This is a genomic window from Pseudomonadota bacterium (assembly GCA_018817425.1).
Taxonomy (GTDB): Bacteria; Desulfobacterota; Desulfobacteria; order Desulfobacterales; family RPRI01; genus RPRI01.
The window spans coordinates 1-14,826 of record JAHITX010000137.1; the positions used below are offsets into that span (position 1 = coordinate 1).

The window sequence follows — 14,826 nt, forward strand, 5'->3', positions numbered from 1 at the left end:
GCCCTCAGAATAAACTATGATAAACCCCTGTATAATAAATTTGTTCTGTTCTCATCAAAGATTTACTTTAAGCAGTTCGCACCAAAATTCCTGTCAAGTACTTTTTTACTTCTTTTTCATTTTTTTCGCTGAATAGTTACATATATTGTAAATTTAATTGGATTTTTTTTAGCTATAAAGTTAACAATGCCTTCCTGAAAGTGTTGTTTTTTTAATTCTATCCCTCTATGCTACATTACAATCTATAATCGTTGTGGCCGAAAACAAAAAAGGCAGAGCCATGAGACCCTGCCTTTCTATGTTAAAAATCCATTTCAGGTTTATTTTTTAAACTTTCTCCTTATCCCTACCAATCCCACCAGGCCGGAACCGAGAAGCCAGATCGCTCCGGGTATTGGAACAGGAGGGGCAGGCGCACCAGAGCCATAAACAATCCTTTGGAGATTAACAGACCCCATAACCGTTCCACCACCTATTGTCTCTGCTTCAAAGTCATTGTCAACACTGGGAAGAGACATAGCAGATATTGCAGACAAATCCCAATCTGCTAATGGGTATATCACGTTAGAGTCAATATCTTTGAAGTATGGGCTAACAGAAGAATCATGAAAATAAAGACCGAGAGCCCCTTCCTCTGCAGAAAGTCCAATCGGAACAGGTTCTCCTAAAGATAAATCTAAACCTAAGTCATTCTCAAACCAAGTGCCAAAACCCAGTAAACCATTATACATCCATAGTGATATTCCTATTTGATTTCGGGTATCGCTCGAATCATAAAATTCAAGTTCTAAATTCAAGCTTGAGCTTGCAGAACCACTTATTGTCCTTGTTAATGATCCGTATTCTAGTTGAATAAAACCGTCGTTAAAAATTGAAAAGCCTGGCAAATCATGTATGGATGCAGTCAGCCCACCGTCTACTATTCCACTCCCCACATTGATATTTGCAGTTATTCCACCAGATGGATGATTAGACAGCGAAAGAGTCGCTGGATACTTAGATTCATATGTCCAGCCATCAGAAAGTGTGTAATCTATAACAGTATTTGCTGATGCTGCCCCGATAAAGAAAAATGACATTAAAAAAACTAAACAAATCTTCTCTACTAAAAACGTCCTTTTTTTCTTCATAATAAACTCCCCTTATTAATTTTTTTTCTTCTTATCCCTACCAATCCAATCAGGCCTGAACCGAGAAGCCAAACCGCTCCGGGTATGGGAACGGTAGAGGAACTGGAAACGATATGGAAATTTAAATCATATAGCGCAGGGTCCATATGATTTGTACCCTCCTGAATATATCCTTTTGGTGTGACCAATGTACCGTCCGTATATTTATCCTCTCCATCATATCCCTCGTAATGTACATTCGCAAACCAGTTATATGATGGTTCGGTTAGCTGAAACATATAACTATTTCCAATCGTAAATGATATGCTGCTTATATCTAAAGAAACGGGGCCTTCATAATTTGAAGGCACTGCAATATCCTGCGAAGTCAATAAGCTGCTGCTGTTATCATATAACGACATCATAATCTGACCAGCGCCTGTCGACAGTGGATTAACCCATGCAACAATATTATTATAACTGGTCTCATCTGCTATGAAAGTTTGTCCTAAGCTATAATACGAGATGGATAAGTTTATATTTGACCAGGGTTGAACAATATCGGCATGTACTGGTTTCAGAGTAAAGCCCGACAGGAAAAACACTAAAAAAATAATTAACACCAATTTCTTTTTAAGCATTATACTTCATACCCCCTTTTATTATATTGTGTTGGATATTACCGCCATTGCCTTAATGTGAATAGGTTTCTTTCTCTTATCGCCTCCGTTCGTAATTAATTGTTTATATGATAGAGCCACTTCCAAAACGTTTCAGTTTGGTCAAGCTCAAGGCGGGCGAAAATTTCAACCACAGGAATACATTGAGTATTTCGAGGATTGAAATTTGAGCCCAACGCTTAAGATCGGCCGAAATGGGGCGTTTTGAAACTGGTTCGATAAAAATATATTTTCTACCATAGTGTTGTAGTATGCATATGCCAGGATACACTGAATTGCTTTATATTATTGTTATTATGAAAGTCCCTATCTTTCTTTGAATTAAAGCTCTTTTATAGTGAGCGCAATAATAATGCTAATGTAATATGAACAAGCAGTTGTGCATAGCTATTTTTTAGATATTTTTAAAAAGTGTAAACTTTTCCGACAGTTTTAAGAAAGTTATTAGAATTTTTAAAAAAAATTGCGCGAAGTTTGATATACTTATCATTTTTTAATGCCATGATTTAGCTCCAATTTATCAATAGCCAAAAGTACCCGCTTCACCTGAATTGTAGTATCAATATTAATATCATTGTCAAGAGCCAATATTGGTTTATGTGTAATAATTGAATTGACACTGTATCAATATTTGATAAATTTTGCATATGGAAACCTTTCCAGACAATCCGGTTTGTGTGCATAAGGTGTTTTTGATTTCCAATGAGGTTTGCCAAACTCTACAGCTTCTTTGATATGAAAGCTTTTCCGAGAATCGCTGAATAAACTTGTTATTTGACAGCAAAATAAAAGGAGCTGATTTAATGGCTGCTAATTCTTATATAAGTACCGGTTGGGATAATCTTGATACTATAATCGATCATCTGCGAAGAAGTGACAATGTAGTCTGGCAGGTTGAAACTATAGATGATTACCAGAGATTGGTATCGATGTTTGTAAATAGGGCCATTGCCCAGAATGAAAAAGTTGTTTACTTAAGATTTGCCCGCCATACCCCACTTCTTGAAAAAAGAAACAATCTGATAATATACAATTTAAAAGTGGAAACCGGGTTTGAGTCTTTTTCAACACAAGTGCATAGCATCATTGGGCAAGAAGGTAGAAATACCTGCTATGTATTTGATTCACTATCTGATCTTCTTCACATATGGGCAACCGACCTTATGATAGGAGATTTTTTTTCCATTACCTGCCCGTATCTTTTTGAGTTAAACACAACTGCCTATTTTGGAATCCTGCGTAATCGTCACTCATTCAAGGCAATAGCCCTTATAAGAGAAACAACCCAGGTTCTGATAGATGTCTATAATTACAAGGGGCAGATATGTATTCATCCCATCAAGGTTCAGCATCGTTATTCTCCCACAATGTATTTTCCTCATATAAAGAAAAAAGAAAAACTTGTGCCTGTTATAGACAGTGTGGATGCCACCCAGCTTTTTTCCCATCTTTCCAAACGCAATACTATGGCAGCCCAAAGGCATCTCGACTACTGGGATCATCTTTTCATGCAGGCTAAAAATATTCTGGAATCAGATTCAAGATTTGAAGAAAAGCAGGATATGGTTGAGCGGCTAAGCCGTGTGTTGCTTAGCCGGAACCAAAGATTATTATCCTTGATAAGAAAGCATATAACTTTGGAAGATCTTCTGCAAATTAAAGAGCGGCTTATTGGAACAGGATTCATCGGCGGAAAATCTGTGGGAATGCTGTTGTCGAGAAAGATATTGACGCAGGATAACTCATTTAAATGGCATGATGTTCTGGAGCATCATGATTCATTCTATATAGGCTCTGATGTATTTTATTCTTATATAGCCAGAAATGGTTGGTGGAAGATTTTCATGGCGCATAAAACTAAAGAAGAGTATTTTGATAAAGCTTCAGAGCTTAATTATAAGATGTTAAGCGGCTACTTTCCTGAAGAAATTAAGGAACAATTCCGGCTGATGCTGGAATATTTCGGGCAGTCGCCTATTATAGTCCGTTCCAGCAGCCTTCTTGAAGATGCCTTCGGCAGTGCCTTTGCCGGAAAATACGAGAGTTTTTTTTGTGTAAACCAGGGTTCTCCGGAGAAAAGATATGAGAATTTTGAAGAAGCGATCCGTAAGATATTTGCAAGCACGATGAGCGAGGATGCCCTTGCCTACAGATTGCAAAGAAAGCTTGATCAGATGGATGAACAGATGGCCATTTTGGTTCAGCGGGTATCAGGCGCTTACCATAAACGTTATTTTTTCCCGGAACTTGCCGGAGTGGGTTTATCCCGCAATCCATTTGTCTGGAAAAAGGATATGGACGAAAAAGCCGGTATGATAAGGCTGGTATTAGGGCTGGGAACACGAGCTGTTAACAGGGTTGAAAATGATTACCCGAGAATCGTTGCTTTGGACGATCCGATAGTAAAGCCACTATCCGGAATGAAAGACATCAGCAAGTATTCGCAGCATTTTGTTGATGTGCTGAATCTTGAGGCAAATCAGATAGAAACTATACCTATGGATAGGTTGCTTGAAGAAGAAGCTCCGAAAAATCTCGAACTTGTGGCTATAAGGGATACGGAAGCTTATCAGAACTTACTTAACATGGGCAAACCCGGCAGGGACATATGGGTTCTTACATTTGATGCTTTTCTTACAGAAACGCCTTTTGTCAATTTGATGAAAAAAATGCTGAGAAGGCTTGAAAATACATATGAGAATCCAGTGGATATCGAATTTACAATTAACTTCAACCAGGCAAACGATATTCAGATCAACTTGCTGCAATGCCGTCCCTTTCAATCTATTGAGCACATGCGCAATGCTACAGAGTTAGAAGCAATACCGGAAGAGAAAATCGTTGTCCTTACAGAAGGAAGTTTTATGGGTGGAAATGTTTTGCAACCGATTTCAAGAATAATTTATGTTGATCCTGAATCCTACACTAAGCTTTCACAAACGGATAAATACAGTGTGGCTCGTCTGATCGGCAAATTAAATAAAATGGTGAGCGACAGGAAAAAAACGCCAACTATGTTGATAGGGCCTGGAAGATGGGGAACTTCTTCACCTGAAATGGGAGTTCCTGTAAATTTTTCAGAAATCAATCATATTGCAGTACTTGCAGAATTAAGCTACCGGGACGGGAGTCTGATCCCGGACTTGTCTTTCGGAACACACTTTTTTCATGATCTTATTGAAACGGGCATTTTTTATTTTGCCGTTTATCCTGAAAATCCCGGTGTGATATTCAGGCAGAACTGGTTTCGGGAATTGCCGAATCTGCTCGACAGCTTAAGCCTTGAGGAAAAAAACCTGAGCCATGTTGTAAAGGTTTGGGACATGAGCGGGAAAGGATTGATTATTCACTCCAATGTTGTAACTCAAAGGATGATTTGCTACCTTTTGGATTAGCCATGGCAACAAATCATCCTTAATATTTGTTGTATTTACTACGTTTCTATACGACTCCATAGGCGAGCATGGCCTTTGCGACCTTGACGAATCCGGCTATATTGGCGCCCATCACATAATCTCCCTTTTTGCCATAGGCTTCTGCTGCATTTAAACATGAATTATGAATGCTTTTCATGATAATCAGCAAGCGGCTGTCAACTTCTTCTCTTGTCCATGACAGTTTCATGCTGTTCTGGCTCATTTCAAGGCCGGAAGTAGCCACACCGCCGGCATTGGCTGCTTTGCCCGGACCGTAAAGAATGTTGTTGTCCTGGAAAATTTTAACAGCTTCAGGAGTAGAAGGCATATTGGCGCCTTCCGCCACGCAGATACAGCCGCTTTTTACAAGGGCTTGTGCATTATCCGCATTGATTTCATTCTGAGTGGCGCATGGTAGTGCAATATCTACTTTGATGCCTTGCTCTCTTATGACATCCCATACATTTTTGCCTTCAAAACAGACAGTCTTATATTTATCCGCATATTCAGTTATACGTCCGCGGTTAACATTTTTCAGTTCCATGATATAACAGCATTTGTCGCTGTCTATACCCTTTTCATCTATAACAGTTGCATTCGAATCGCAAACTGAAATAACCCTTCCGCCCATCTGGTTGACTTTTTCAATGGCAAACTGGGCGACATTGCCGGAGCCGCTGACGGCCACACATTTATTTTTGAAATCAATTCCCCTTGTTGCCAGCATTTCGGCTGCAAAATATACGGTTCCATATCCTGTGGCTTCCGGCCTGATGAGGCTTCCTCCGTATTCAAGCGCTTTTCCCGTCAAAACGCCGGTATGTTCATTTCTGAGTTTTTTATAGTAGCCGAACATATAACCTATCTCACGGCCGCCTACACCGATATCTCCGGCAGGCACGTCTGTCTCAGGGCCAATATGTCTGAAAAGTTCTCTCATAAAGGCCTGGCAGAAACGCATTATCTCGCAATCGGATTTTCCCTTTGGATCAAAGTCGGAACCGCCTTTGCCGCCGCCCATAGGCAGAGTTGTCAGAGAGTTTTTAAAAATCTGCTCAAATCCCAGAAATTTGATAATGCTCAAATTCACTGAAGCGTGGAATCTAAGGCCTCCTTTAAAAGGACCTATAGCATTATTAAACTGTACTCGAAACCCACGGTTAACTACAACACGGTTTTTATCATCAACCCAGGGTACCCGAAAAATAATAGCTCTTTCCGGTTCAACAATTCTTTCGTATATGCCGCTTTTTACAAATTCAGGATGCCGCTTAGTTGTTGGTTCCAGTGATTCCAAAACTTCTGTAACTGCCTGGTGAAATTCATTCTGCCCCGGGTCTGTTTGCTTTACTTTGTCAATGACGCTCTTGATAACTGACATTCAACTGTCTCCTTGGAATTTTAAAATTAATTTTTCAATAATTTAGATGCCGCTAATAATTTTTCACTATATATATTTTACCAATTGATGAAGCAGGTATTGCCCCGGACCTTGTTTTTTTAAAAAAATGAAAATCATCAGGACTTATTCCTTCGATACCTGAGAATTCATTCACCAATTCCTCAAGGCTGTCAAAACCACTGCCAAAAAAAGGCAGTTTAGAGAAAAATGGTTTTGAACAGGCTGTATCTGCAAGAACGGCAAAATGTACCGGAAACAGAGGATCTCCTACAACCAGCATATATTGTTCCTTAGATTCGGTGATATTGTATTCTTGCGGCAGGTTATCCTGATTGAATTTTTCAAAATGTTCGCTTAAAATGACAGCGGCTTCATGCGCGTCAATATCCTGAAAGGACATCAAATCATCGCAATTAAAAAAACCGAGTGTGTATAATGCGATACTGAAACTGCTTATCTGTTCATAAACGGGATGTTCCCTGTCGCACATCATCATGATTTCCTCAATTCTTTCGCTTATGAGAAGTCCTTCACGATTCATATTTGTACTCATATGAATAAAGGTTCTATCCTCAAAGCCGTCATACAGCTTTTGTATTTGATTCACCCGCATGTGGAACCCCCCCTTTTTTTTAAATACAGCCTGTTAATAGAAACATTTAAAATTGCCGGTAATTTTTTAGCTTCAATTTCTGTTCTTGAGTTCTCTACGCAAAAGATATGCCGGGAGATAATATATTTACTAAAAGATGTAACTATCAGTATTAATTGCTAAATATATTTATGATGAAAATGAGTTTAAAGAATCAGGAAATGTCCGATGATTAAAAATATACAGTTCACATGGATTGCAGAATATATGATTGAAAGGTAACTTATTGGTAATAAAGATGTTAATAGGGGAATATTCTTAGCTGTATGATATTTGAACAGCAATATAATATTTGAGCAGTTTTATGCCTGAGCCAGTTTCAAAACGCCCCATTTTGGCCGATCTCTGCGTTGGGCGAAAATTTCAATCCTCGAAATACTCTATGTATTCCTGTGGTTGAAATTTTCGCCCGCCTTGAGCTTGACCAAACTGAAACGTTTTGAAAGTGGCTCGCTTGTTTATGCTTTTATTCATCTTCGTGTTTATCGAGTTGTTTTTTAAGGCGATGCCGCAATGTGTTTCGGCTGATTCCAAGCATTTTGGCGGCCTGGACCTGGTTGTTGCCGCATTCGCGAAGAACCTTACTGATCAGGGTTTCTTCAACTACTTCAATAAGATTGGTATGGATATCCTGTTTTGAAAGGCGAAGTATTTCAGGGATTATTTCTTCAAGTTTTTCTTTCAGACGCTCAATCAACTGTTCGCGGTTCAGAGTCTGCAGAACATGTTCTTCCTTCGGGTCAGGTATCATCAGGTTTCCTTCAGCTATCACATCCCCGGTGCTGAGTAAAACGGCGCGTCGTATACAGTTTTCAAGTTCACGCACATTTCCCGGCCATGAATATGCGGTCAGTTTGTTTGAAGCCGTTCCTGACAAATAGCAAAGAGGCCTGTTGTATTCCGAGCTGAATTTTTTCAGAAAATAATCCACCAGATCCGGGACATCTCCCATGCGTTGCCTTAGAGGCGGAATATCGATTGAAATAACTTTCAGGCGCCAGTAAAGATCTTTTCTGAATCCGCCAAGTGCTACCTCTTTTTCAAGATTTTTATTGGTAGCAGTTATCACGCGTACATTAACTTTGATGATCCGGTTTCCGCCCAGCCTTTCGAATTCACCTTCCTGAAGAACCCGCAGCAGCTTAGCCTGCAGGGCAGGAGACATTTCGCCGATCTCATCTAAAAAAAGAGTGCCATTGTCGCATCTCTCAATTTTACCGATGTATGTCCTTTCAGCTCCGGTGAATGCACCCCGCTCATGTCCGAACAATTCGCTTTCAAAAAGAGTTTCGGGTATGGCTGCACAATTAATAGCGATAAAAGGTTTATCTTTGCGACAGCTGTGATGGTATATGGCTCTTGCCATCAACTCTTTTCCCGTTCCGCTTTCACCTGTTATCAGAACCGAAACATCTTTTTCCGCTATCTGGCCTATCAGCTTATAAATATCCTGCATTATTTTGCTGTTGCCTATGATCTGATGCGAATTTCTATCCATTGAAGCCGGTATTGCAGTTGTAGAATCTGGAAAGCTGACAATCTCTTTCATCTGGCGGCTAATAGCAAGTGCATCATTTACAATACGGCTCAGATCTTTTCTGTCAAAAGGCTTTACAAGATAGTCGTAAGCGCCTTTCTTCATAGTTTCAATGGTCAGATCCGTTGTGCCGTAAGCCGTCATTATGATCACGGGTGTTTTTACCTCAACGGCTTTAATTTCCGCTAAAGTATCCAGCCCATTGAATTCGGGCATCTTATAATCAAGAAGAATAAGATCGAAACTTTCCTTGTTTATTTTTTCAATAGCGGCCTTGCCATTAAGGCAGGCGGTTACTTCGTAACCTTTCCTTTGAAAAAATCTGCTTAAAAAGTGTAACAGACCTTCATCGTCATCAACTAGTAATATTTTTTCCATCATTTTCTAATATCTGTTGGTTGATTTCTATGGGTAGAAAAATGGTAAATATCGTTTCCTGTTGAAAAACACTATTAACATGTATTACTCCGCCATGATTTTTAATCGTATTTAGCACAAGCGGAAGTCCCAGTCCAGTACCGGATGCTTTTGTGGTAAAAAACGGCTCAAAAATATTTTCAATCTGATCCTCGGGAATCCCCTGGCCGGTATCACAAATTTCAATTTTAACACAGGATTCATTTCTGTCGTTTAGTTTAAAAATATCTTCGGCAGCTGTCATGGAAACAACGCCGTGCAAAGGTATTGCCTCAAGAGCATTAATAAGAAGGTTGATAAGAGCTTCGGACAATAATTTTCTGTCTCCATTTATTGACGGGAGATTATTATCAATTCTGACATTAAGTGCACATTCCTGACGATTTGCAAGAGGCCTGACTATAGATAGAACATCTTCTATAAGTTTTGCCACATCAATTACCGAAAACAAAAGAGCCTGTGGTTTTGTAAATTCAAGAAACCTGTTTATAGTTGCTTCAATTCTGTTAACCTGTTTCATTGCTATCCGGAAATCTTCTTTGTCTTCCGGAAAACGTTCGATCTGATCCTGTACGGATTCCAGGAAAAGTTTAATGGAAGTGAGGGGGGTCCTTATTTCATGAGCAACAGCAGCACCCATTCTTCCCATTGCTGCAAACTTTTCCGAACGTTCTGCAATAATTTTTGTTTCTTTCAGTTCCGCTTCTCTTAACCCGACTTTTTTTTCAAGATTGTTCTGGCGCTCCTGAAGTTTGTGCGACATGTCTTCAAATGCGCTATAAAGCAAACCAATCTCGTCATTTGTGTTAATTTTTACAATCGGCTTGTCAAATTCTGAAACCGCTATATTTCCGGCATATCTGCTGAGCGTTCTTATAGGGCTTACAATCCGGTACGAAATCATCCATGTAAGCATAAATGCGCTTACGATGCATAAAATAAGAGTAATATAAATTATGCGTTTAAGGGTTTTTGCACTCTGGAAAGCTTCTTCGTAATCCTGTTCAACAACAATATACCAGTCTGTGCCGCCGACATTCAGGGAAGCGCCCAGTACTTCTATGCCACGATAATCCAGATATGCCTTTTTGCCGTCTCGTTTTTCGAATATTTTTTTGAAGCTTTCAGACTGAGATATATTTTCCGTTAAAATTCTTGAAGGCTCCTTGTGCGCAAGGAATCTTCCATCCCTATCCACAAGATAACATTCGCCGGTAACACCTAAAGATACATTAAGAATAAAAAATACTATTTTATTAGTCCCAACGCTGCCGTAAACCGTTCCTAAAAGCTTGCCATTATTCCCTGTAACGGGAGTTGCGATATCAAAGGATGACTCCTTTTCTTCGGGTAAATATGTAATGTCGGACATATACAGAGCGTCTCTGGCAATATAAGTTCCGGTATCGTTTATTTTTGGGCTGGATTTGTCTTTTCTGCTATTAAAAATAATTTTTCCGGAAGCCGAAACTACTTTTAAATTCTTATAAACGCCATATTTATCGCGCACAAGATTAAGGTAAGGAGCTATCAGATCGGGATTCATGGATTTTAATATTGATGTCCCGGCAACAACCATAAGATCTGCCTTACGTTCATCAAGCCAGCGTTCGAGAATAGCAACCTTGTCTACCGCTACATTTTGAAGTTGACGAATAACCATGCTGGCTATCAGATCCTCGGTTGTTTTAATCGAAAACCACCCAATAATCAGAAGGGGAACAAGAGCAAGAGCAAGAAAAATAAACATCACTTTGGCCTGCAGGCTAACCCCTGGTTTTTTATTGTAAGGCATAATTTTCCAGTATATTTAATTCGATCCGTATATTATTGGCATCAGGTTTAACTGTATCCCGGTTAGCCCGTTGCCTCGTTCTCATTAACGAAGGTGTGCTTCGTCAAATAGGATGCCGCGCCAGAAAGTCAGCGATCGGTATGGCTACCTGGCTTGGATTTCGTATCATAAAGAGATGATTGAGTCCTGGAAGCAGTACTTCTTCTGTGTGCGTGACGATTGACTTAAAAGCCTGCTTTGCCTTGTCGAACATAGGGTCACTCTCGGCTCCAAGGAGATAAAGGATTGGGTGTGAGATTCTACTTGCTTTATCTTTGCTGAGAATCCAGTTCCCCAGCGCTGGAAATTCTATATCGAAAAAGGTAGCGGCATCCCTTTCGGCCTGTTCGGGACCGTCCGGCACTGTGCGCTGCACCTCAGATCTCCAGTCCGGTCCGCCAACCATAGCCATGAATGAATCAACAGCACCAATAACATCGCCGGAACTAAACTGTGCGATAAGTGGCTCGAACTCCTCCATGCTTTCCGGTTCTTCGGTGGTCTTCGGGGGCTCAAGAAGTACAAGTGAGTGAACAGCGGACGGAGCCTGGCAAGCAAGCTGCAAAGCGGTCACTGCTCCATAGGAATGCCCGATCACATGCGCACGTTGTATGCCGAGCGCATGCAGCAGCGTCAACGCATCTTGAGCTTGCTCTTCGATACTGAATGCTCCAGTAATGGGATCGCTGTCGGCAAAACCTCGGCGGTGATACCGGATAAGTTTATAATGGTCGGAAAGTACCGCCTCATTAGTGAGCGGGAGGAAAGCGTCCGCTAAAATACTTCCGTGAATAAGCAGTATCGGTTCCCCATCGCCTTGAATCTCGTATTCCAGTCCTTTGGTTTTTAGCATCTTCTTCTCCGGGTTGTCATAAGCCGCCCAACGTGGGGTGTTGTTACTGCATCCCTTTCCAGTCTGGAGTTCATCGACAGCGTGTTTAATATGTTTATAGACAGTTTCATCGTTCTGACTAATTTCTCAAGTGTTTTCTTTTTCCCATTTAAAACAAACCCGATATTGATCATTTATTCTTATGCTATATCGACCTTGTCTTTCTTCTTTTAATATCAATCCAAACCCTCCACTTCAGGTGCAGGACCTTAATAGGTTCTATCGATCCGGTGGGAAATAATATAGACTATAATTGGAAACGTTTATCCCATTTAAAATGGGATTGCAAATACCATATTGTATTTGTACCGAAGTATTGCGCAAAAAATCTTTGAAAAAGGAGGAAGTCGAATCAGCGTGAGGGGATATTGACGCTTGTATTTATTCTTTATTTTCCCGGCATGAACTGCCGGGTAACTGATCAGCAGCATTAATCAGGTTTAATAGTTTTGTCAGCACCTTAATATATCCACAATATAAAACTCTTACTACATTTATAAAGATATGAATCTGCTTCAGAGAGCTTCACCGAACAATTAGATGCTTTTGCCTAAAGCACCCTTTTGTTTAGTGTCCCTCCACCTGTATCGAGAAATTAGCCTCACAAATTCTTTTAATCTGACCATCCTTTATGTAAGAAACAGTGCGGAATTCCTGCTCCGAATCCTGCGGTTGATCTTCAGGGTATTTTGTTTCAAAATACGTAATACCATTAAATCTGAACCACCCTGTAGCATTCCCATGACAATGAGGAACGGGGTGCATAACTCCGGGCCTGTGTTCTATGTCCTGCATTTCAAGCAACAAAGATCTGCTTTTTGATGTAGAGAACCCCTCCTTTTCTTCATTTAAGAGATCGAAGAAGTCATATATGCAACCAGGACCTGCGCCGCTTTGGTACTGAAGATGTACAAGCATATCTTCCTTCCCGTCGTTGTCAAAGTCAACCTTGCCGGCCATAAATTCATCCGTAGAGTAATATCTGGCAGCTTTAAGCGTTTCATTGTTCAAAAAGTGTGATTTCTCAAAATTGATAAATGACGGATGTTTTGAAGACAGCACAAGATTGCAGACTTCCGTGTTCTTTCCCTTCATATCGAATGACTCAGTAATGTGCTCGGTAAAACGACAAACTGTGCCAGTATCCCATGCTGCACCAATAGGCAAAGACATCACCAGATGGCCTCCATTCTTATAATATAGCAGATGGTGTCCATCTGAAAAAGGTACAATGTTTATCCTGGCTGCCCATGGCATATTCTCACCATTTTCCGGGAGTTTCCAATCGATCTCCTGATTTGTTTCGTTATCAATAAAGCTCACATAAGGGTGATTCGCAGATCCTCCATAACTTATCTCTACTCGCATACTACCCTGATTATTGCTCTTTTCAACCGATTTTCCTGTACCGAAAAGTTCTGTCAACCTTTCCTGATTTGTATAAGCTGTTACGTATTCGCAGAAATCGGTAATCGGAGTATCTACGATATTGAGCGCCAGAAAAGAATCAATTGTTGGTGTGGATTTTCCATGGAGTTTTTTATACTGTAAGTAAGCAGTCTTTATCTCTTTCGTTAAAGCAATCTTTTCCTGAAAAGAATCTGTTCTTGACAAGCGTTTCTGCAAACTTTCTCCAAGGTTCAGGTAGGCCACGGAGCGGTTAGTGTCTAAAGCTGTTACTTTTTTGTATATCTCAATTGCTTCATCATCTTCCCGAAAAATATTTTTTGACAGGAAAAATCCGTAGTCATTCAGGATACTGGCAAATACCTTATCAGAAAGACCCGAGGGCTTTCTCTCGATTGCCCTTGTAATTCCGGCAGCTTCAAGAACATTGATTGCGTTGCTAACCGGCTCAAAGTCGAATTTGAGATCTTTGCGCTTGTATTGCCTTAATGCTTCAGTGTGTGCACTGATTAGCGATTCAGAAGTCGGAATTGCTTTCGCTGGGTCAATAACGACAATCGAGTCCAGCAAGCCGGCATATATCAGCTTGTCATTACACGCAGGAACCATAGCGCCAACATAGTTTGGGGTACTGTAATTTGCTACAATCTTCGGGGCTTTCTTGTCAGCCAAATCTATAACATTGATTGTTTTGTCAAGTGCAGAAATGTAAACCGTTTTGCTATCCTCACTGATATATAGAATATTCAAGCTTGATAGCTTTTTACTGAAAACGCAGATTTTTTTAAATTTGGGTATAACACTAGCAAGAACCAGTTCATCACCATTTAAACCGTTAGATAGATAAAGCGTCCCGTCCTTTCCAATTTCTTTTGGATAACCCAAATTAGGGGATAATTCAAATTCTTTACTTGGGGCAGAAGGGTTCGAAATGTCATATACAATTAATTCTCCCATACGACCTAGTACAAGATGCTTTCCATCTGGTGTTGGAAAGAAGTTTCCACTCAACCATTTCATTTGCATCCTGGATAGCGGTGTTGATTTATCAGCAGGTGAAACTCTATAGATATTAAGAAAAATATTCGTGTATTTGTTACGCACAAGTTCTCCTCTTTCCTTCACAAATAAGAGGGTGCCATCAACCGAAAGTCGCGCTTGTAGAATATCGATGTCATGCTTTCCTGTTTCCCGAATAGCATAGGGGTCAGAGATATCCACTGATAGCACACCGTACCAACTCTCGGGATAGCGGCGGTCACGATATGCGTACAGGAACAAAGTCTGACCATCATTGCTAAGCTCCATCCCAATTGGACTTGGTATCGGCATGTATGTTAGTAATTATTCAGCGTCATTTTAATATATACTCCCGTTCACATAAGAAAGTCGGGCAATTTGCCTTTAAACAATAGCTCCAACGCCTGACTTGCCTTAACTCCATGCTTACGGCAAGTCGACAAATAGCTTCGAATTCGGC

The 14,826-nt window shown here is 40.3% G+C and carries 10 protein-coding genes; 1 reads left to right on the top strand and 9 read right to left on the bottom strand.

What is annotated here, in order from left to right:
• Positions 1-320: 320 nt before the first annotated feature.
• The gene (locus KKC46_22345) at positions 321-1,130 is read right to left on the bottom strand and encodes a VPLPA-CTERM sorting domain-containing protein (GenBank protein MBU1056544.1); all 810 of its coding nucleotides are present in this window, start codon (positions 1,128-1,130) and stop codon (positions 321-323) included.
• Positions 1,127-1,750: a VPLPA-CTERM sorting domain-containing protein gene (locus KKC46_22350; GenBank protein MBU1056545.1), complete on the bottom strand. Its 624-nt coding sequence runs from the start codon at positions 1,748-1,750 to the stop codon at positions 1,127-1,129. Before KKC46_22350 ends, KKC46_22345 begins: the two co-directional genes overlap by 4 nt.
• Before the next feature lie 842 nt (positions 1,751-2,592).
• Here KKC46_22350 and KKC46_22355 point away from each other — a divergent pair.
• Positions 2,593-5,184, top strand: a complete 2,592-nt coding sequence (locus tag KKC46_22355) for a PEP/pyruvate-binding domain-containing protein (protein ID MBU1056546.1) — start codon at positions 2,593-2,595, stop codon at positions 5,182-5,184.
• A 46-nt stretch (positions 5,185-5,230) separates the two neighbouring features.
• On the opposite strand, the gene gdhA is transcribed toward KKC46_22355, so the two are convergent.
• The 7 genes from gdhA to KKC46_22390 all read right to left on the bottom strand — a co-directional run bounded on the left by gdhA (position 5,231) and on the right by KKC46_22390 (position 14,678).
• Complete coding sequence (gdhA, locus tag KKC46_22360; protein ID MBU1056547.1) at positions 5,231-6,586, bottom strand: NADP-specific glutamate dehydrogenase; 1,356 nt, start codon at positions 6,584-6,586, stop codon at positions 5,231-5,233.
• Positions 6,587-6,638: 52 nt separating this feature from the next.
• A complete protein-coding gene (locus KKC46_22365; protein MBU1056548.1) occupies positions 6,639-7,220 on the bottom strand; it encodes a BTB/POZ domain-containing protein in 582 nt (193 codons plus the stop codon).
• A gap of 505 nt (positions 7,221-7,725) precedes the next feature.
• Complete coding sequence (locus KKC46_22370) at positions 7,726-9,174, bottom strand: sigma-54 dependent transcriptional regulator (GenBank protein MBU1056549.1); 1,449 nt, start codon at positions 9,172-9,174, stop codon at positions 7,726-7,728.
• Positions 9,152-11,008, bottom strand: coding sequence for a HAMP domain-containing protein (locus KKC46_22375; protein ID MBU1056550.1), 1,857 nt, complete (start codon positions 11,006-11,008; stop codon positions 9,152-9,154). Before KKC46_22375 ends, KKC46_22370 begins: the two co-directional genes overlap by 23 nt.
• Positions 11,009-11,111: 103 nt before the next feature.
• Complete coding sequence (locus KKC46_22380; GenBank protein MBU1056551.1) at positions 11,112-11,900, bottom strand: alpha/beta hydrolase; 789 nt, start codon at positions 11,898-11,900, stop codon at positions 11,112-11,114.
• A gap of 126 nt (positions 11,901-12,026) precedes the next feature.
• Positions 12,027-12,119 (bottom strand): type II toxin-antitoxin system RelE/ParE family toxin, encoded by a 93-nt coding sequence (locus tag KKC46_22385; GenBank protein ID MBU1056552.1) that lies wholly within the window; start codon positions 12,117-12,119, stop codon positions 12,027-12,029.
• Positions 12,120-12,506: 387 nt separating this feature from the next.
• Entirely contained in the window at positions 12,507-14,678 is a 2,172-nt protein-coding gene (locus KKC46_22390) for a hypothetical protein (protein MBU1056553.1), read from the bottom strand.
• Positions 14,679-14,826: the final 148 nt, after the last annotated feature.